The sequence below is a fragment of the Spirosoma foliorum genome, from assembly GCF_014117325.1.
Classification (GTDB): Bacteria; Bacteroidota; Bacteroidia; order Cytophagales; family Spirosomataceae; genus Spirosoma; species Spirosoma foliorum.
This window is the reverse complement of sequence record NZ_CP059732.1, coordinates 709,414-730,134: the sequence shown is the minus strand read 5'-3', so window position 1 is coordinate 730,134 and position 20,721 is coordinate 709,414. Positions and strand designations below refer to the sequence as shown.

The window sequence follows — 20,721 nt, the reverse complement described above, 5'->3', positions numbered from 1 at the left end:
GCTTACATAATCCACTCTGATACTTCACTCTTTCGTTCATTCACTCTTTCACTCTTTACTCATGGGATTTTTAGATCGTATCAAAAAACAGTTTGGCGATGGTAATTATGCTGGTGACGAATTCGGTGGAGCTTCCGGGCACGATGGCAGCGGGCTACCGGCCGATAATCCCGGCAACTTTATGTTTGCTACGGGTATTGAATGCTCGTATCCAACCATTCAGCAGGGCAAAGTTCGTCGGGATTTGCTCCGGGAATGCGGGCATTATGATCGCTTCAAGGAAGATCTCGGTCTGGTCAAGGAATTGGGATTGAACGTATTACGTTATGGTTTGCCGTATTACAACATCCAGCAGGGGCCAGGAAAATTCGACTGGAGTTTTGCTGACGAAGCCATGGCCGAACTAAAGCGGCTGAAGATAACACCCATTCTGGATCTGATGCACTTTGGCGTACCCGATTGGATCGGTGACTATCAGAATCCAGATTTGCCCGTTCATTTTGCCGAGTACGCCGGCGCTGTAGCTGAGCGTTATCCGTGGGTACGCTATTACACGCCCGTTAACGAGATTTACGTGACGGCCCGACTTAGCGCCAAAGAGGGTGCCTGGAATGAACAGCTCAAAACCGACAAAGGCTTCGTGACGGCCCTTAAGCATTGTGTGGCCGCCAGCATCATGGGGAATCATGAAATTGCCAAACGTCGGAACGATTGTGTGATTGTTCAAAGTGAAAGTGCCGAATACACGCATGAGCTTTGCGCAACCCCGTCTCCCCAAATTGCGTTGGAAAATGAGCTTCGTTTTTTGTCGCTGGATTTACTCTATGCCAATCCACCTTCGGCAACGGTGGCGATGTACATGATGGATAATGGCCTTAGCCGGGAAGAATACGCCTGGTTTATGGCCGGAAAACCGCCGGGTTATCAGGTAATGGGAAACGACTATTATGGCCGCAATGAACGAATAAAATTACCTGATGGCTCCATTCAGACTTCGATGGATGTTCTGGGTTGGTACGAAATTACCAAAGACTACTACGAGCGGTATCGAATGCCGGTGATGCATACCGAGACCAACGTATTCGAGCCCGATCTGGCACCCATTTGGCTTATGAAGCAATGGGTCAGCGTGATGCGAATGCGCCGGAATGGAATACCCGTTCTCGGATTTACCTGGTATAGTTTGATTGATCAGCTGGATTGGGATAGTCAGTTGAAAGAGGTCAATAAAAACGTCAATGCCTGCGGGCTTTATGATCTAAATCGAAAGCCGCGTCCGGTAGCCGAAACGTATAAATCTTTATTAAAGGAGTTTGGTCAGATTACGATTGTTCCGCACGCCGAGATGCTCGAAATCACAGACCGTCCGGCGCGATTGAAAACTATGATATAACAGAAAATTATCCTCACCCCCGACCCCTCTCCTAAAACAGGAGAGGGGAGTAGGACTGTCCTATTTTTCACCCCTCTCCTGTTTTAGGAGAGGGGCCGGGGGTGAGGTCAATATGAATTATGCACTACTCCATCAACAACACAAAACTCAATGTCCTTGAGTTAGGCAACGGTCCACTAACCCTTGTCTTTCTGCATTATTTTGGCGGGTCGGCGTTGGAATGGCAACTTGTGATGAGTCAGCTTGACGATCAGCACCGTTGTGTGGCGATTGACCTTCGTGGACACGGTGACTCCGAATCGCCAGCATCGGGCTATTCGGTGAGTACAATGGCCAATGATGTACTGGCATTGCTTCGGCTACTGGATGTTCGGCATTTTAGCCTGATTGGACACTCAATGGGGGGAAAAGTTGCTCTGGCGCTGGCTAGCGAACAGCCTGCCGGACTCCAGTCGCTGATTTTACTGTCGCCTTCGCCACCCGTCCCTGAGCCTATTTCTGACACCGACCGGGCAACGATGCTCGAAACACATGGACAACAAGAGGCCGCCGAACAGACAGTAGCCAAAATCACAGCCAGACCACTTTCTAAAGAAGTAAAGAATCAAATTATTGCCGATAATCTTCGAACATCTAACGAGGCCTGGAAAGCCTGGCTCACCCTAGGCAGTCGGGAAGATATTTCAGGAAAGATGCGTACCATTAACCAGCCTGTCGCCATTCTCGTTGGCACAGCTGATCAAGCGATTAAGCCTGAAGTTCAATCCGAGATGACCCTACCTTACCTGAAAACGGCCACCATCGACACCATCGATAAGGCAGGCCACCTCTTGCCTTGGGAGACACCAGACGACGTGGTTGCGTTTATTCGGCGCCATGCTAGCGCTTAGTCTGCAAAACAAATACCTAAGCTTAGGTAGTTAGATAGAGACTATGACGAATTCTCTATCCAATAATCCATTTCAGTCTTTCTGGTGGGCAGGTTACGAATGCACAGACCAACTCAACTGTTTTGGCAATCGAGTTGATTTACTAACCAAGACAGGACATCTTCAGCTCATTGATTCAGACTATGAGCAGCTTACTCCCTTTTCCATTCGCACCGTTCGGGAGGGAATTCGATGGAGTCAGGTAGAAAAAAAAAGCATATCAGTATGATTGGAGCACGGTCGAACAAATGCTTGTGGCTGGGAAGCGTCAGGGCATTCAACAGGTTTGGGACCTTTGTCATTTCGGTTACCCTGATGATCTGACGCCCTTACATCCCATGTTTGCCCGTCGGTTTGCAGCCCTATGCTGCGCCTTTGTCCAGTTTTATCGAGACCGATACCCTGATGATACCCTCATTGTTACCCCCATCAATGAAGTCAGCTTTATCGCCTGGTTAGGTGGCGATGTCAAGGGTACATCTCCTTACTGTGTCAGGCAGGGTTGGGAAGTTAAGTTGGGGCTCATGCGTGCCTACATTGAGGGCGTAGCAGCCATGCGCGAAATTGATCCAGGCATTCGCATTCTAACAACCGAACCGCTGGTTCAGATTGTACCGCCGATCAATGCCACCGAGCGCGAAATTATCGATGCGACCATTGCCGATGAAAATCAGTTTCAATCGGTCGATATGCTCGCAGGAATCATTGCTCCAGAATTGGGAGGCTCTCCCGATTATCTCGATATTCTAGGGTATAATTACTATTTTAATAATCAGTGGATCAACAAAATCGGAACGAATCTCGGTTGGAATGACCAGATTCCCGACCCACGCTGGGTTCCTCTTCGGCGCTTGTTGATGAAAGCCTGGCATCGCTATCAAAAACCAATTGCCCTTACCGAAACCAGTCACCCCGGTATCGACCGCCCGGTCTGGATTAATATGATTGGGCGCGAATGCAGCGCTGTTATTGAGGCAGGCGTGCCACTTTGGGGTGTTTGCCTTTATCCAATCATTGACCGCCCTGATTGGGATCATCTCGACCATTGGCATCAATCTGGACTTTGGGACGCCGACCTGTCCATGAATCCACCGGGCCGAGTGTTAGATGAGCCTTATGCCCACGCTCTTATACAGGCGCAATCAATGGTAAGAGAGCCTCTGATACCCCAAATCATTATTTATTAGTTACTTCTTTGTCCTATGCCATTCCTTGAAGAGATGACATAGGACAAAGAAGCAATTAGCTGCCTATAGCTTAACTTTCTACATGTTTCTTACGCGTAGCAGCCGCTTTTTTGGCGGACTCCGAACGTGCCTCGGCCGAGCGCGAAGCCGATGCGGCTCCTCCTTTCTCACCACCTTTATGGTAAGACTCATGGTTTTCGGCATGACCTCGGCCCGAGCCGCTTTTCTTACCACCACCCGATACTTTATTTACCGTTGCCCACGCCCGGCGTTCGGCTTCGTCATCAGGTACTCCACGATCCTCGTAACTCTCCTCGATATGTTCGGCCTGTCGTTTTTGCTTATCGGTATAGGCCGATTTATCTCCTTGTGGCATTGTTGTAATTGGTTTAGTTTTAGGTATCAAGCCAGCTTTTTACTAGCCTGAATTCAACTAATACTAAATCGAAACAAGTAGGTCAATTGGTAAAATTGTGAGGAAATGGGTCTGGCAAACTTTTTTGAGAACCCTTGTGGTTAAGCCCTTTACCGTTCTTATTTCAGGAAAATCTCGTCGTTATCCGTCACGAACATCCGGGTACTTTCGGTGTAGGTGCCACCTGTTGGTGCTTTATATTTCAGGTCGATATAAAACGCCCGATAGCCTGATGCTGGATATAGATCCGTTACCGAAATCGTCGATTGATTTTTAAGACCCAGACTTTTCCCTTCCCACTTTTCGTTCTGAAAAATCATATCTGTGGAGTTTGCCGACCAGACTGTGACATCTTCCAGTTTATCGGATGTTGTTTTTACTGTGACGTCAACACCTTTTTTAGTCGTCGTGACAGTCCATTTACAAGCCGGGTATGCTTGTTTGGCGAGTGTATTTCCGAAAAAAGCATTCAATCCTTCTAAAGCCTGCCGTTTATCCCCCAGATCGTGGCCCACATTGGGAACATAATGAATAAAATTCTCACCCGGAATCTGTCCAATGTAATGCTTCACGGCATCAACCGTCCAATACTCGTCGTTGGTGCCCATGAACAACATTTTAGGCATGGTTAACTTCTTTCGATACGAGTACGGATCAATCATTTCATTGATGGCGGCACCTTCTTTGGTATGTACGCTCTGCGGAATACCGATTTTCACATAGTCTTCAATCTGTTCACTATACTTATTCCAGCTCTTTATCTGATAATCCAGATTGACAGGCATATTCAGAATATCGATCACCATCGGTGCAATGGCCGCAACGCGCTTATCGCTCGCTCCCGTAAGCCAGGTAGTCCAGCCCCGTTTCGATGCACCCGACACAACGAAGCGATTGATGTCTTTATGCACCTTTTCTTTGGCCAATGCCTGCATGGCGTCCATCACCCGAACGGCACTTTTCACCATCGGAAACAGTAAGGGCCAGGAATAATCTCCGTCTTTTTTAAACTGATGCAGCGTATAGGTGATCAGGGCATCTTCTGTCAAGTTACCATAGAGCGGCTGATTGGGCGTTTGCCGAAGTACAGCCACAATGGCTTTGTTTTTGGTAGCCAACGTACTGATGGCCCGGTTAAAACCATCCTCTCGTTTATTCCAATTTGGCTCACCTTCTTTAAGCGATCCGCCGGTGATGAACAGAAGCGCCCCGTCGTAATTGATTTCGTTTGGCACCATTACCGTCAGCTGGTGTTTCCAGATATGTTCCCGCCATTTTTGCGACGTCAGCAACACTTCATAGGCGGTAATGTCGCCATAGGTATAGGTATCTTTCACTTCCCACTTAAACGACTGATCACCATTATGCAGGTAACTTTCCAGCGCCGTTGAGGGCGTAATACCCTCTTTCGTATTAGGCGAATCAAATGAAAAAAACAGACTGACACTGATCAGAAAAAAAAGAGCAAAAGTTTTTAGGAAATAAGGTTTCATGGGTGTGTTAGGGTTAATGTAGCGCGGGTGGAAACCCGCGTAGCCGAAGGCTAATTGGTAACAACATTATTTAGCCTACGGCTACGCGGGTTTCCACCCGCGCTACACGCTACTTGTATCCATCCGCTCCTGGCGATTCGGCGACTAACTTCAACGCTTCGTCCATGTAAATTTCGGCCGTATTTTCGCCAAGGCTCGTTCGACTAATGTAGTCATACCGCTTAAAACTAGTGAAGTCTACTTTGGTCAGCATATACCCAAAGGCATCGTTCGTCAGGCCAAATAATAGCGGTACTTTAGCGTGCATGTGCCGCTTCACATAGTACCCGATATTGGGCAAGGCTTCGCCCGGAATAGTCAGTATCTGCGCACTACCGATGTTGAGCAGGTTTACCTGTGCAACTACCTTGTCGCCGGGTTCTACTTTATAGTTCAACGGTGATTTTTTGACAATGTATTTCATCACCTCCGATTCAATGGGGAACGTCACATTACGAGCCGTACAGAAGAGCGTAGCATTTAGTTGGACTTCGGCAGGATTCACAATCCGTAAAGCTTCATCAGCCAGCAACTCGCCAATACGGATGCATTCTTCCCAGGTGTTGGCTTCTTTGGCATTTTCTCTCCGATTATCGGCCGTCACCATTCCGCCCTGGGCACCGTTCATAAAAATCGCCACTCCCCCCACTTTCGATTCGATTCGGTCGCAGAGGGGACCACATAAATCAGGGCTGAGGATACCCCGGCCGGAGCCAATCACCTCTGGATGAATGGCATAATTAACCACAGTTGCAATAGGTTTACCCGCATTGGCTCCCGTAGTAGCAATGGCCTGAATAACGCCACAACGCGGGTCGTATAGTTCAGGTGCGTAATAGTTGTAGGCGATTTGCCCTTTAGCCTCACCAACGGCAATTTTCAGGGAGGCCGGAGCTAATTTCATAACAGCTTCATTAACGGCGTCGGCTATAGCTTGTACGCATTTATCCAGATAAGGCAAGTCGGCGAAGGACTCCCCTTTCTCGTTCGGAAAGCCATACGCATCAGGCCCGCTGTGGGTATGCGTACAGCCAATCAGAATATTTTGTGGCGGAATCCCTTTAATGAGCGCCCTCGACTTATTGCCCAATGCCGACGGCCAGCCCAAATTATCAACACTGACTATGGCAACGCGAATGCCCCCTTTTTCAAAAACGCAGGCTCGAACAAACAGGTCTCCCTTTTTTTCGACTGCTTTTTTAGGCGTACCAATTCCTCCAGAAATGGGTAACAACGGGTTAGGCGTAATAAGCCTGACTGCCGCTCCCGCTTTAAACTCCTGTGCAACCACAGGATGTATCCATACAAAGAGCCAAAGTAAGCCAATAAGTGCTTTCATAATAAACAGAAACTTCCCGAAAGCAGGGTGCTTCCGGGAAGTTGACTTAGGTACGGTATTATTGACTTACCAGGGCGTTGTAACGCCTTGTAATAACCACATTTTCGACCAGGCACTATTGTTTCCATCAGCCTGCGAATAGTTCGTTGATGTCAAAGCACTAATAGCCTTATTTGCGTTGTCGGTATTATACCGCTGTTCATCAGTGGAATAGTAGAAACGCAGTGGCAATACAGATCGCTTAGCATACGTTCCTGCTTTCAGGACAGGGAAACCCGTCCGGCGCCAGTCGAACCAGGCTTCAGTTGCGGCTGTCCAGCCAGCAATCCATTTCTGGGTTATAATCTGTTGAACGGTACCATCGTATACAACCCCTGTGTTGGCAATGTAGGTGCTATACTGGCTACTAACTCCCCAGGTGGTAAGCGATGCGCTAATACCAGCGTAATAGTGCGTTTTCGCATCACCAGCGGCCCAACCTTTCTGAGCCGCTTCGGCCAGAATGAACTGAACCTCTGCTGCCGAAGCCAACCGCGCTTTCAGCAATGGAGACTTGCTGGTTGACGGCTGTGTGTACATATCGTTCAAATACGATACGTGCGGATTATACGATGCCTGACCTACAATTGGGTTCGCGTTGTAGGTAGACGGCGACTGAATACCGGCAGGAAGACCTACATAGTTCGGATCGGTATTCACAGGCGCAATTTGTTGGGTTTGCAATAAAGCAGGGGCAGCTGTACCAAAGTACCGAACGTTGTTGATAACCTGGTCGGTGGTTGGTGGCAAGGTAGGATCAATTACAATGGGGATCTCTACTTTCTTAGCCCAAACAGCTAACCGGGGATCTTTCAGGGTTGTCAGCGCGCCGACAAGCGTCTGACAAGGTTTCACCCGGCGATAGTTCTGACCACTGGCATCGAAATAGGTATTGGTTGGCCAATCGTCCAGTCCTGACGTAACACCAGGATAGCTCATGGTAGCATCATTGGCAGGATTGGTAATAAGCGGATACGTATCAGGCGCAGCGACGATTTTTTCGATACCAGCTTTGGCGACATCCGGCTTTTTAGCCGACAGACGCATGTAGTAACGGAGCAATAACGTGTTGCCAAATTGGCGCCATTTCGTTGCATCGCCACCATAATATACATCAATTGTACTCGACACAGTTTCTAAATTACTCTTTGCCAGCAGTTTATTGGCCGTTTCCAGATCAGCCATAATTGCCGTATAGATGCTTTCCTGACTATCGTAGGCCGGAGAAATAGTTTCTACCGTTCCCTCTTCGCCCCGGTTCGCCATCGAATAAGGCGCATCACCCCACAAATCAGTGACCAAGCCAAAGATCATCGACTTCATAATCAGGGAAATAGCCGTATGGAAGTCATACCCTAAGGCAACTGAGCGATCGTATAGCAGCTTGTTATTACGCTGAATACCATAGAAATCGCCCGAAGATGAGCCAGAGGCTGTCCAGGAGTTACTCTGTCCCCAGTCGTAATAATCACGACCTGAGTTAAACGCATCTCCCTGCGTATGCTGCACAATTCCCGATACATCGCCAAAGCCCAAGAGCAAATACGATTTGGCTGCTTCGGTTAGTACCGTAGGCAAAATAAGATCAGGGTTTACGTTTTGTGGTACTACCCCGTTGGGGTTGACATTCAACTCAGTTATATCCTTACAAGAGGAAAAGAACAGAGCGAATACCAGCGCACAAGAGGCCGAGTATTTACCAATTCTAGTTTTCATGATTCTTGTTCCTTATAGTTTTTTTAGAATGTCACGTTTAGTTTAAAGCCCACTGGAATCACCCACGGCGTAACATTGTATCGTTCAACACCTTGCATAAACGTGCCTGTAGTACCGGCAGTAGTTTGTGGTTGGAAAGCCATCTCGGGATCGATATTGATTTTGGCAGCTGTCCACAGAATGATATTCCGGCTATATACACCAAGCGATGCATTCTGTACTTTTAAGCCTTTCAGGAACGACCGGGGAATATCGTACGATAACGAGATTTCGCGAAGTTTTACGAAAGAAGCATCGAACTGAGCAGCTTTGTTGAACGACCAGGCATATCCATCGTTATAGCCAAAGTACGTAGTGCCAGGGCCACCCAGGTTTTCAGTATAGCCCGTAATGTTCCCTTTGGCATCATACTGCGCCATTACACCCGGAATAAAGTTACCATTGCTGGTTCCATTGTCGCCAGCCCAGCTAAACCCACCCGAACCAGCCGTAGGACCGCCTACTTGTGGGAATTGATTACCATGCGGAATAATATATTGGTCGGCGTTCGCTTTCAGCCAGCTAACCAGCGCATCGCCCGTACGTCCACCTGGATTGATAATGCTTTCGACATATCGTTGCGAGTGGAAATCCGACTCATAGTACCGATAGGTTTGCGACAGGAAGCTACCACCTGCACGCCAGTCGAAGTTCATATTCAGCGTAAAGCCTTTATAGGAGAGGGAAGTCTGGGTACCAAGCGTAAAGTCTGGATTGTAGTTTCCAATTTTATTCTTCGTGCTGGTTGCTCCTACTGAATTCCACTGACCATCTGATGTCAGGATAGGGTAGCCATAATAAGGCGATGACTTGTCCGTAACAGTGCTTAACTGAGCATCGTACATATCACCCACGGTTTCGCCCACGAACGTCCAGGCACCACCTTTACCAGCCGTCCAGAACGTAAACTTATCGATACCCGGCGCTAACTCCTTGATGATGGTCCGGTTACGGGAGAAATTGAACATAATGTCCCAACGGAAGCCATTTTTATCAATCGGTGTTCCGCCCAACGACAGTTCAAGACCTCTCGAAACCAGCAAGCCAGCATTGATATTTTTGGTTGAATAACCAGACGCTCCATCAATGGTACTTGGCAGAATCTGGTTTCGGTTTTCCTGGCTGTAATAAGTACCCGTAAACCGTAACCGATTCTGGAACATGTTCAGGTCAATACCACCTTCGTAAGATGTTGAAATTTCAGGCTTCAGCGTTGGCAACAGAATCGAGCCAGATTTTGACAGGCGGATCAGACTTCCTCCCCAGGCTCCTGCGTTCCCCAGCGTATTATATAAACTATAGGCAGCAGCGTCATTACCAACTTGTGCAACCCCAGCCCGTAGTTTGAACAAGCTAACATTCTTATTTACATTGACAAACTCATTCAACAGTACGCTCAACGAGGCCGATGGATAGAAGTAGCTGTTATTTCCTTTAGGCAGTGTACTTGACCAGTCGTTACGAGCTGTAATATCGAGATAGATTTTGTCTTTAAAGCCAATGTTCGCCAAACCATACACGCTTTGAATACCCCGTTGCTGATAATAGCTGGAGTAATTCAGGTTAGTTGGAGCAATGTTCGATAACGTAAACAGGTTCGGAATAATTAACCCTGATCCAGATTTACTCGAGTTGGTGATATTCGAATTCATAGAATACCGATTATTAGCACCAGCCGATACTGTGAAATGGAAGTCTTTCAGATCCTTCTTATACGTCGCCAGGAAGCTCATGTTACGCTCCAACTGATCAATATCGGCAAGTCCATAAGCACCTCCGTGGGTCTCCTTCGTATAGCTGTTCGTGATTTTGGTTTCCCGTCGTTCGTTGTATATATCCAACGCATACATTCCCATCACGCTCAGTTCGGGAGTGATTTGCCAATCGGCTTTCAGGTTTCCGAAGGCCCGGTTCCGGGTAAAGCCGTTATTGACTTCATACGCCATAAACCAGGGGTTGTTATAGTTACCCTGCGATACTGATAGTTGCTGAAGACCTTCCTGACCTGGTACCCAATAGTTCCGCAGATCCCGAATGTCGTTGTTTGGCGCTACATCGTAAGCAGCTTCCAGCGGGTTGGTTCCTACACCACTAGCCGGACGGTTGTTGGAGCGTTGCTGCGATACGTCCAGCGATGTGCTTATTCTCAGTTTATCGCTGGCTTTAACAGTAGAGTTAATAGCTACAGAATTTTTAAACAAATCGGAATTAGGAATAATCCCGTGGTTCGTCATGTTGCTATACGACAACCGGTAGTCAACCCGATCGGTACTGTTGGCAATCGAAATGCCGTTGGTCGTGGTAACGCCAGTCCGAACAAAGTTCTTCACGTTGTCTGGGTGCGATACCAGTGGCGTTGGGATTTTGTTGCCATTAGCATCTTTTGGGCTATTCCATTGGATGGCTTTGTACCCTTTATCCAGTTCTGGACCTGCCCACTGCGATTGCGATTCATCGATTGTGTAAGGATTACCCGACTGGTTTACAATAACGCCCTGTGCATTAGGCAGGTAAGGCAGGTTTCCTACCGCGTACTTGGTTTCCATAGGAAGGAACTTGTACGGGTTATCGAAAACCGTATTCGACGTAATCGATACCGTCATCCGCTTATTTTTTGCGCCACTCTTGGTCGTAATCAGTACCACGCCATTACCAGCACGGGTACCATACAACGCAGCCGCACTAGGCCCTTTCAGAACCGATACACTCTCAACATCTTCAGGGTTAATATCAGAGATGGCATTTCCATAGTCGACCGTGTTATTATTACCTGCTACCTGCTGTACGTTGCTTAGTGAGTTTACGATAGGAACACCATCAACAACAAAAAGAGGCTGATTATCCGTACTAAGCGATTTGGCTCCGCGAATAACCATGCTGACCGAAGAACCGGCACCACCTGTCTGGCTGATCTGTACGCCAGATACCTTACCAGCCATAGAGGTAAGTACGTTCTCCTGAACAACGTGGGTCATGTCTTTACCTGCCACGGTTCCTACGGAGTAGCCCAGCGAGCGTTCTTCCCGTTTAATGCCTAAGGCCGTTACGACTACTTCACCCAGTACTTCGCTGCTTTCGACAAGCGCCACGTTAATAACACTCTGATTACCAACAGTAACTTCTTGTGGAGTATGTCCCACAAAAGAGAAGACCAGAACTGCCGAGTTGCTATTTACGGAGATGGAGTAGTTACCTTTCTGATCGGTAACCGTACCAGCTTGTGTGCCTTTAATCAAAACGTTGGCACCTGCAATGGGCTGATTGTTCGTGGCTAACGTAACAGTCCCTGTTATCGTTTTGGCAGGATTCCGCTGAGGAAATCCTTTAGCCAGCGCTTGCAAAGAGCATAGCCCAACCAATATGGCAATGGCCAGCGTATGCCTTAGGGTTAGCTGAAATGTAGAACTTGATTTCATGCGTGTTCAGTAAATTAAATACAAGAGATTAATTAGTAGGACATTACACGTTTTTGAAGGGGGTGGGTTCTTTTTACTCCGGTTGTTTATCAGCTTCCGGCTGATGTTCGTGTTGATTTAGGAGTTCAATAAAATAAGCTTCGAGTATTTCCGAATAGGCCTGTCTTTCTTCGGGTTTATGCAGGCCCGCCAGAAATTGATCCAACTCTTCTGTTGAGAGTTTACCGTGAATTAATTGTTCAATAAGGTGTGTGACGCCTTGCCTTTCCATTACCATCGGTGTTTAGGCAGTTTACACATAGTACTGGCTAGGCCGAAAAAAAGGCTACTACTCGCTACGGATTTTATTTTGAGTTAATATTAGGAACGCTCAGAAGCCATGTACAGCCTGTGGTTTGCCAACCACAAGACATTATAATACAGAAGCTTACGATTCATATAAGCTTAAAAACCAACTCATATTCCAGACTTTAATTAGCAATATCCACCCGGTCCCGCAGAAGCTGTTTCGCTTTTACTAACTGGTTTTTAACGGTATTCTTCGAAATCCGTAATGACTCCGCGATCTCCTGATAGGACTTTCCTCCTTCTACATTGAGCAGTAGAATCAGCTTACGCTTTTCCGACAACGCATTAATAGCCTTATGTAGGGTTATATATCGGGTTTCCAGCTCGTCCTGGTCGTCTTCGGTCGCCCGTTCCATCCGCTCCATGTACCGCTGCCGAAGCAATTGGCTTTTTTCCATCTGCTTCATATAGTCAAATATCATATTCCGCAGGCAGGTGAACAGGTAGGAACTGAAATTAAGCTCAGGATTAATCAGGGCCCGTTTCTCCCATATCTTTATAAATACATCATGCACCATATTTTCAGCCTCTTCTTTATCCTTCAGCAACGAGAGACTAAACTTTAATGCGGGTGTCCGGTAATGCTGATACACTTTCGCAAAAGCCGCCCTATCACCCTGAATAGCTTGGTAAATGACAGTTTCGGTGAGACAAGCCATGAGTATTTAGTAGTTAAGGTGGAAATACTGGTAAGAAAAGGCACTGAACGCACAAGCAAGCTTTGGGTTAAATCTGCGATAGCTCTTACACCAAGAAGATCTAACAAAAACTATGAAATTGAATTAATTGCAAAATTTTTATAAACAATTCCAGAAAATATCAGAATAGGATTTTGCGTTAACTAAACAGAATGATTTTTCGTCAACTCACCAGTTTAGTTATTAATCATCCAGCCAACACGGTTTATTCAAAATAATATTTGGCCTATATTGTATAGCCGCAACAAATATAGAGTGGCCTATTTCAATTTATTTTCGCATCTTGCGTAAAATTGCCTTCAATTTGCGCAAATCAATTAAATTTCATTCAGGGGTAATCTTCCAATATGGAATAGGGCCGTGATCAACACAGTATCAGACTTTTACAAAAAAGTCGCTATACAGGCTCAGGAAGCGCTTAACATTGAGGTAATGTGCCTTTTCTCGAGCCTAAATGGCGTCTTTAGAAGTTCTCCTCGCTACTATTGATCTGGAAATTTACCACGTGACAAATAGTCCGATACACGATCATGGGAGTATATCAGGAGAACTTCACAAACGATGCGCTCACGATCCCAACAGAATTTGTCTCGACAGTTTGTGGCTGGTTTGAGGGTATATGCCATATCTCCAAGATATGGCATATACCTTCAAACCAGCCACAAACTAAGGCAATGTCTATGCATTATTGGGATAAGCTTATGGGGATGGGCCTGCTCGTCAGAAACGCATTCCGATACACATAACGCATCGTTAACGACTTATAGCGATACCGCTTTTCAGCAGGAGTATCATGAGCCCTATCCGGTTGGGCAAGATGAAAAAGCGAATGATATTCGAAGCATTTCGGTAGATCGCCAGGGGGTAGTTTGGATTGCGACAGGTGCGGGTATATTCTCAAAAAAAGCAGATCAAAATGAGTGGATGCCGATGTTGCCCGCTACAAAACAGGGGCCTGCATTTTCGGTAGTCGTCGACAATCAATCAGTAGTATGGGTTGGTACCTGGAATGGCCTGTATCGCTATAAAAACAATCTAGCGGAACATATAGCTGGTCTCGATGCACCCATTTCAACCGTAGCCGTAGCCCAGGAAGGTGTTTATGCGCTGGGACCACTAGGCGTATGGCTGATCAATGCAAAAGGCGTTCAAAAAAAGAACTTTATCCTCCCCCGCTCCATTCGAAACGCACTGTCCGACAGCCATGATGGCCTGTGGGTAACAACCGATGTTGGACTCTATCATGTCACCGATCAAGCCAGCACCGTTTTCCAAAACACCGACCAGCTATTGAGTGCATCCACCAAAGGAATTGCGTTTGATTCGGCTCATAATCTGTGGGTTGCAGGTTTGGGAGGAATAACAATTTTGCGACAGGATAAACCTAAACAGGTTTTGCAACCAGCGCAGGGAATTCCGTCCGTTTTTGTCACTTGTGTCGAACGAGCACCCGATGGCGACATGTGGATAGGCACTGAAACAGGCATTGTCCGATATCGTCCAGATGGCTGCCATTCCTTGCGTTTTAGTCGTAGATGGCTGCTGGATGATCACGTTACCGACATTGCTTTCGATACGCAGGGAAATGCCTGGATTGCGACCGTCAAAGGGGTAAGTGCGATCAAGCACCGGTCTATGAATCTGGCGCAAAAGCAGGATTACTTTTACGATGTTCTGATGAAGCGGCACATCCGCAGCCCCTGGATTGCGGGGCAGTGTCGCCTTCCGATTCAAGGCGACATAACTACCTGGGAGCCAGACGACGACGACAATGATGGCGAGTATACAGCTAACTATCTGGCGATGGAGTGCTTCCGTTATGCGGCCACCAAAAATCCTGATGCAAAAGCAAAGGCGAAAAAAGCGTTCGACTTTTTAAAATTGCTTCAGGAAGTGACAGGCACCGATGGCTTTTTTGCCCGCACCATCGTACCCGCTACCTGGACACGTGTTGACGATGGTAACCGTACGTTCAGTCCGCGCGAACGAGCTGACGAACTAGTCAAAGAGCCTCGTTTTAAACCTGTTGAAGTTCGCTGGCGAAAATCGAAAGACGGAAAATGGCTCTGGAAAGGCGATACCAGCAGTGATGAGCTTTGTGGCCACATGATGGGCTATTATGTGTATTACGAACTTGTAGCCGACGAAGCCGAAAAGGTTGTTGTAAGAAACCACATTGCGCGTATAGTCGATCATCTCATTGCCAACGGCTTTACCTTAACTGACGTCGACGGTAAACATACTCGCTGGGGAGTCTGGTCGCCCGACAAGCTAAACCATGATCCAGATTGGGTGCCGGATCGAAACCAGAATTCAATGGAGTTACTGGCGTTTCTTAAGCTCGCTGCTCATGTAACGGGCAAGCCGATTTATGAGCAGCGTTACCGACAACTTATTGATAAAGAAGGCTATCTGGATAACATGGCGAAGATCAGCCAGCAAAACCCAGCCTGGTTTATCTATTTCGACGTCATGCTGTCTGCATACATTTACCCTATCCTGCTTCGCTGCGAAAAAGACCCGAAAACCCGGTCTTTTTACGAGAATCACATAGATAACTGGCTGGTTCAGCGTAAGGCCGATAAAAATCCGCTGATCAATTTCCTATACTGCTATTCCCGCGATAAGAAGGTCGAATTAGCGCCTTCGGTAGACTTTTTAGTCGATACGCCCCTTGACTTAATTAACTGGACCGTCGATCATACCAAACGCGAAGATATTTCCATTGTGCGAACGCCCGTGCTGGATGAACTTCAGGTCAGCGAGCTACCTCCCGCCAGTATACGCACCGTTGTTCGCTGGGATAAAAACCCTTGGTCTGCTATAAACGGTCAGCCCGATATTGAACGCGAGCCTGTTTTCTGGCTTCTCCCTTACTGGATGGGGCGCTACCTGGGCATGATCGAATCCACCAAATAGACACAGCACCCATCATCACTGATTATCAAAACATTAACCAGTAAAGACAATCTCGCGACATCCAAAATTTACAACCTGTTCTTATTCATAATCATGCAAATCCGTTCTATACGATTAGCCTGCTGTTTACTATCATTTCTATGCCTGAATAGTCTGTCAATCAGTGCGCAGACTGTCTTTCAGGACAAACCATTTCAGCAGGATTTCAGTGTAAAATATTACTACAACAAATCGGGTTTTAACCTAACTGGCGTAGCCTGCGACCGAAATGGTGTTATTCAGGTCTTTTCATCCGAAGGCTTGCTTCATCCTGCCAACGGTGAATTTCTACATCCGGGCACCTTACAAGCTGATCAGACTTATCGATTCATCAAAGACCTGAATCTTAAGGCGATTGGATCACAAGATCAGCAACTCGTTTATCTAAGTGAGAAAGCGGTTGTGAGCAATGCCTGGGCCGGAAAACTAAATGCCGAACACCAACTCCCGCAAGCAACGATTTTTGCCGGAAAACCCGATCTAACGTTTCTGGTTTCGGACGGAAGCGCGATACAGGTTGTTAAAGACAGTAAGATTCTCTGGAAAGGAACACTCTCATCCGACGAGGTAATTGGCGCTCATTTTCAATCCACAGGTAACATATTCTGGGTACTTGGCAAAAAGGCGCTATACACGCTTTCAGGCGCAAACTTTACGCTTACCAAGGTTCTCGATGGAACGGGATTTACGTCTTTTGCACTCACACCCGCTCAAAAGGTAATTATCGGAACAAGCGACGGCTACATCGAATTTGATCCCATTAGCAAAAAACAAGTCGGTGCTATTCATCGCAAATTACCCTGGACAGAAATCACAACAGTGGCTACCGTGAATGGCAAAGTATGGTTCGGCACGACGAAAGGAGCGTTTTCGCTTCGCCCCGATGGCAAATACGATTACTACTACGGCGAACGCTGGCTACCTGGCAATCAGGTGACGGCGATTGCTGAAGGGCCCAAAAACTCTGTGCTCATTCTAACCACTGAAGGTCTGGGAAAAATCTGTTTCAAATCGATGACACTCCACGACAAAGCTGTTTTTTTCGAAGATCAGGTTCGGACAAGGCATATTCGGAATGGTTTCAATGCCTCACTGGATCGCATGGAAAAGGGCAATCTGGCCACGGGTTATCTGTCTGATTCTGACAATGATGGTCTTTGGACATCGATGTATCTGGCTGGGGAGGCTTTTCGCTATGCGGTCACGAAAGACAAAGACGCCCTGCAAAACTGTCGCGAATCGCTGGACGCAATGGAGCGGCTGTATACCATCACCCCGGTACCAGGCTTTCCGGCAAGATCCTTTGAACGAGCTGGTTACATCAAACAACTTCATGATTCGGAGCGTTGGCAGCATTCGCCACAACCTGGCTGGGACTGGAAATCAACGACCAGTAGTGATGAAATAATTGGTCATATTTTCGTCTTCGGGGTCATGGCCGAGCTTGTCGATGATAAGGCTATCCAACGACGATCTATCACGCTTATCGATACGGTCATGAGCCATATTCTGTCGCACAATATGTACCTGATCGACTTCGATGGCAAGCCGACGATGTGGGGCAAATGGCATCCAGAATACGTGAATAATTTCCCAATCAACGTAGGCGACCGGAAGCTCAATTCGTCCAACATTGTAGCTATGCTTCAAACGGCCTATCACTTCACCAAGAAGGAAAAGTACAAAAAGAAAGCGCTCGAATTAATGCAGAAAAACGGCTATCTGGAAAACCTGATGCGCCCAATGAGCATTATTGGTAAAGCTCCGGCAGACGCCGATGAACACAGCAAACACATGTCGGACGGCTGGAATCACTCCGACGATGAAATGTACTTTGTAGGTTACTGGGGCCTGTATCGCTATGCGTTCGATGATGCCTTAAAAGCGAAATATAAACAGGCGATCCTTGACCATTGGGAAGCCGAACGCCCTGAAAAAGAGGGCGCCTGGAATATCTTCACCGCCTTGACTGGCACCAAAAACTTCGACCTCCCCGAAGCGGCCTGGTATTTACGGGAATATCCACTCGACCTGATCGACTGGTCAATTATGAACAGTCAACGAAAAGATATTGAACTCGTTGCGCCAAACTTCCGGAATCAGACCACGAAAGAAGTGCTCCCTCCTGACGAAACACCGATCCAACGCCATAATGGGAACACGTTTGCCCTAGATCGTTCCAAAGGCAACAGCGGCACCTCTGAGCACAGCGCCGGTGATATCTGGCTCCTTCCCTACTGGATGGGCCGGTATCTAGGCGTCATCAGTGCTCCCATCGGGAAGTGATTTTTGTAATCTAAACTGTGGTGTCGGGTTCTAAACCCGACACTGTGAGGTTTCTCAAAACCGAATGCTTGTACCCATAGGTTTTGAGAAACCTAATCATGTCAGATTCAAAATCTGACACCACGGCTCGTCAGGTTGAAGAACCTGACGCCACCTAACTCAACAAACCGGAACTAACTCATGAAATCACTCTATGCTGTTTTCTTAGTCATTCTGCTTCCTAAGAGCCTACTCGCCCAAACCACCCCTTACCGCGATACGCCTTACTTACAGGACTATAGCATAAAATATTACACCCCCGACAGTACCAGTCAACTGCAACAGGTTGCAGCAGATCGGAATGGTGTGATTCAGGTTTTATCCTCAAAAGGCTTGTTACGACCTCGCTCGGGCCATTTTCAATACCCCGGAACTTTAGAAATTGACCGTTCCTATCGACCCATGTCTGACCGAAAACTGGTGGGACTAGGGCTTCAAGACCGACAGTTCGTTTATCTCGACGACAAAGCCATTTTCAGCAATGCCTGGGCGGGCAAGCTGTTCGACAAGCACACCTTACCCGACGCGAGGCTGTTTTGTACGGGTTCAGGCGCTGTGTTTCTGGTATCAGACGGCACTCGTCTGAAGCTGTTGTCGGAATCGTCGGTTATTTGGGAAGGTGCGCTAGAGCAGGATCAGGTGAAAGACATTCGATACGAAGCGGCCAAAAATCGATTCTGGCTGCTGGGCAGTCACTCGTTGAGCTTGCTTGACGTAAGTACGAAAAAATTGGCAACCGTCTTTCAATCGCCTGATCTCACCTGTTTCGACAGCGATCAGAATAAGGTTTATCTGGGAACGAACGATGGCTATTTAACCCTTGATGGCACTACGTATAAGTCCGTAGGTGGTCTTCAGAAAAAACTCCCCTGCCCCAACTTGACAGCCATTCGCGTGGCACACGGCAACCTCTGGTTTGGCTCTACCATGGGCGCATTTATGCTGCGGAAAGACGGTAAGTTTAATTATTACTATGGTGAACGTTGGCTACCCGACAACCAGGTAACAGCCATTTCAGAAGGTGAAGACAAAACCGTTTTAATCCTGACCAACAAGGGGTTGGGCGAGATTCATTTCGAGGCAATGACTTTACAGGAGAAAGCGCTGCAATACGAAAAACAGGTTCGGCAACGACACATTCGCTACGGCTTTAACTGCGACGTAACCGTAATCCAGCAGGGCGACTTATCGACGGCCCAAATGGGACAACGCGACAGTGATAACCTTTGGACGTCGATGTATCTGGTGAGTCAGTTGTTCCGCTACAAAGTGACTGGCGATAAAGTGGCGCTACAAAACTGTATGGAATCGTTTGCGGCTATGGAACGACTGTTCAGCATTACAGGCATGAGCGGCTTCTTCGCCCGTGGATTTGAACGGAGCGGCTATCACAAATTTGAAGCGAAAGCCTGGGACGGTGGGCTGACCAACGGCTGGAATCATGCGAAGGACCCAGAATGGGACTGGCGTGGAACTACCAGCAGCGACCAGACGGTGGGGCAAATATTTACGCTCACTCTCATGGCTGAACTGATGGATGGCGACGTGAAAAAGCGGGCCATTACTCTGATTGACCAGTTAATGACCAACATTATAAAAAACGATTGGTATCTGATCGATGTAGACGGGAAGCCAACCCTCTGGGGTAAATGGAATCCGAGTTATGTCAATGGCTTTGCGCCAAATGTTGGGGATCGAAAAATCAATTCGTCCAATATTATCGCCTTTCTGCAAGCAGCCTATCACTTCACCAGAAAACCCATTTACAAAGAGAAAGCCTATGAGCTGATGAACAAACACGGTTATCTGGAAAACCTGATGCGGCCAATGAGTGAAATTGGGAAAGCTCCGGCAGGCTCCGACGACTGGGCAAAAATGCTCTCCGAAGGCTGGAATCACTCCGACGACGAAATGTACTTCCTGGCGTATTGGCCTTTGTACCGGTACGCTTTCACGCCCGAACTGAAGGAAAAATACCGCGAAGCGATTCGTGATCACTGGCAAGCCGAACGTCCGGAAAAAGACGGTCTTTGGAATCTCTGCTACGCCATGACGGGCGCGAAAGCCTTCGATTTACCCGAAACCGTCTGGTATTTGAAGGAGTTTCCGCTGGATATGATCGAGTGGCCTATTATGAATAGTCACCGGAAAGACATTGAACTCGTTCCCGAAAACTTCCGTGGTCAAACCACTAAAGAAGTATTACCTCCCGATGAACGCCCTGAACTTAAACACAACCGCAACCTCTTCAAGCTCGACCGACCGGGGAAAGTTGTCAGCGAACTAAGTGCTGGCGATTCATTTTTATTACCGTACTGGATGGGTCGGTATCTGGGCGCCATTAGCGCGCCGGTGAACAAATAGAATTGTAAAAATAAATAGACTAT

The 20,721-nt window shown here is 47.4% G+C and carries 12 protein-coding genes and 1 pseudogene; 6 read left to right on the top strand and 7 right to left on the bottom strand.

Annotation, left to right across the window (positions count from 1 at the left end):
• Window positions 1-61 precede the first annotated feature (61 nt).
• The 3 genes and pseudogenes from H3H32_RS03045 (at window position 62) to H3H32_RS03035 (ending at window position 3,509) form a co-directional block, all read left to right on the top strand.
• Window positions 62-1,393: a family 1 glycosylhydrolase gene (locus tag H3H32_RS03045; RefSeq protein WP_182461206.1), complete on the top strand. Its 1,332-nt coding sequence runs from the start codon at window positions 62-64 to the stop codon at window positions 1,391-1,393.
• 119 nt (window positions 1,394-1,512) lie between these two features.
• Window positions 1,513-2,283, top strand: coding sequence for an alpha/beta fold hydrolase (locus H3H32_RS03040; RefSeq protein WP_182461205.1), 771 nt, complete (start codon window positions 1,513-1,515; stop codon window positions 2,281-2,283).
• A 43-nt stretch (window positions 2,284-2,326) separates the two neighbouring features.
• Window positions 2,327-3,509, top strand: a pseudogene (locus tag H3H32_RS03035) (amine oxidase).
• Window positions 3,510-3,579: 70 nt separating this feature from the next.
• Here the strand turns inward: H3H32_RS03035 and H3H32_RS03030 are convergent.
• The 7 genes from H3H32_RS03030 to H3H32_RS03000 form a co-directional block, all read right to left on the bottom strand.
• The gene (locus H3H32_RS03030) at window positions 3,580-3,885 is read right to left on the bottom strand and encodes a plasmid stabilization protein (protein WP_182461204.1); all 306 of its coding nucleotides are present in this window, start codon (window positions 3,883-3,885) and stop codon (window positions 3,580-3,582) included.
• 158 nt (window positions 3,886-4,043) lie between these two features.
• Complete coding sequence (locus H3H32_RS03025; RefSeq protein ID WP_182461203.1) at window positions 4,044-5,417, bottom strand: PhoPQ-activated pathogenicity-related family protein; 1,374 nt, start codon at window positions 5,415-5,417, stop codon at window positions 4,044-4,046.
• Between the two features lie 109 nt (window positions 5,418-5,526).
• Window positions 5,527-6,795 carry a hypothetical protein gene (locus H3H32_RS03020; RefSeq protein ID WP_182461202.1) on the bottom strand — a complete coding sequence of 423 codons (1,269 nt, stop codon included), beginning with the start codon at window positions 6,793-6,795 and terminating at the stop codon, window positions 5,527-5,529.
• A 66-nt stretch (window positions 6,796-6,861) separates the two neighbouring features.
• Window positions 6,862-8,550 (bottom strand): SusD/RagB family nutrient-binding outer membrane lipoprotein, encoded by a 1,689-nt coding sequence (locus H3H32_RS03015; RefSeq protein ID WP_182461201.1) that lies wholly within the window; start codon window positions 8,548-8,550, stop codon window positions 6,862-6,864.
• 23 nt (window positions 8,551-8,573) lie between these two features.
• Window positions 8,574-12,005, bottom strand: coding sequence for a SusC/RagA family TonB-linked outer membrane protein (locus tag H3H32_RS03010; protein WP_182461200.1), 3,432 nt, complete (start codon window positions 12,003-12,005; stop codon window positions 8,574-8,576).
• Window positions 12,006-12,078: 73 nt separating this feature from the next.
• On the bottom strand, window positions 12,079-12,276 hold the full coding sequence (locus H3H32_RS03005; protein WP_182461199.1) for a hypothetical protein: 198 nt from the start codon (window positions 12,274-12,276) through the stop codon (window positions 12,079-12,081).
• A gap of 199 nt (window positions 12,277-12,475) precedes the next feature.
• Entirely contained in the window at window positions 12,476-13,012 is a 537-nt protein-coding gene (locus H3H32_RS03000) for an RNA polymerase sigma factor (RefSeq protein ID WP_182461198.1), read from the bottom strand.
• 600 nt (window positions 13,013-13,612) lie between these two features.
• Here H3H32_RS03000 and H3H32_RS02995 point away from each other — a divergent pair.
• From H3H32_RS02995 to H3H32_RS02985, 3 genes are all read left to right on the top strand, one after another.
• Window positions 13,613-15,970 (top strand): ligand-binding sensor domain-containing protein, encoded by a 2,358-nt coding sequence (locus H3H32_RS02995; protein ID WP_182461197.1) that lies wholly within the window; start codon window positions 13,613-13,615, stop codon window positions 15,968-15,970.
• A 93-nt stretch (window positions 15,971-16,063) separates the two neighbouring features.
• Window positions 16,064-18,295, top strand: coding sequence for a hypothetical protein (locus H3H32_RS02990; protein WP_182461196.1), 2,232 nt, complete (start codon window positions 16,064-16,066; stop codon window positions 18,293-18,295).
• A 180-nt stretch (window positions 18,296-18,475) separates the two neighbouring features.
• Window positions 18,476-20,698: a hypothetical protein gene (locus tag H3H32_RS02985; RefSeq protein ID WP_182461195.1), complete on the top strand. Its 2,223-nt coding sequence runs from the start codon at window positions 18,476-18,478 to the stop codon at window positions 20,696-20,698.
• The last annotated feature ends 23 nt before the right edge of the window (window positions 20,699-20,721 follow it).

Coding starts and splice junctions, on each gene's coding strand:
- H3H32_RS02995 (WP_182461197.1), top strand. CDS start 13,613: ATGCGCTCACGATCCCAACAGAATTTGTCTCGACAGTTTGTGGCTGGT.
- H3H32_RS03040 (WP_182461205.1), top strand. CDS start 1,513: ATGCACTACTCCATCAACAACACAAAACTCAATGTCCTTGAGTTAGGC.
- H3H32_RS03045 (WP_182461206.1), top strand. CDS start 62: ATGGGATTTTTAGATCGTATCAAAAAACAGTTTGGCGATGGTAATTAT.
- H3H32_RS03000 (WP_182461198.1), bottom strand. CDS start 13,012: ATGGCTTGTCTCACCGAAACTGTCATTTACCAAGCTATTCAGGGTGAT.
- H3H32_RS03030 (WP_182461204.1), bottom strand. CDS start 3,885: ATGCCACAAGGAGATAAATCGGCCTATACCGATAAGCAAAAACGACAG.
- H3H32_RS03015 (WP_182461201.1), bottom strand. CDS start 8,550: ATGAAAACTAGAATTGGTAAATACTCGGCCTCTTGTGCGCTGGTATTC.
- H3H32_RS03005 (WP_182461199.1), bottom strand. CDS start 12,276: ATGGAAAGGCAAGGCGTCACACACCTTATTGAACAATTAATTCACGGT.
- H3H32_RS02985 (WP_182461195.1), top strand. CDS start 18,476: ATGAAATCACTCTATGCTGTTTTCTTAGTCATTCTGCTTCCTAAGAGC.
- H3H32_RS02990 (WP_182461196.1), top strand. CDS start 16,064: ATGCAAATCCGTTCTATACGATTAGCCTGCTGTTTACTATCATTTCTA.
- H3H32_RS03020 (WP_182461202.1), bottom strand. CDS start 6,795: ATGAAAGCACTTATTGGCTTACTTTGGCTCTTTGTATGGATACATCCT.
- H3H32_RS03025 (WP_182461203.1), bottom strand. CDS start 5,417: ATGAAACCTTATTTCCTAAAAACTTTTGCTCTTTTTTTTCTGATCAGT.
- H3H32_RS03010 (WP_182461200.1), bottom strand. CDS start 12,005: ATGAAATCAAGTTCTACATTTCAGCTAACCCTAAGGCATACGCTGGCC.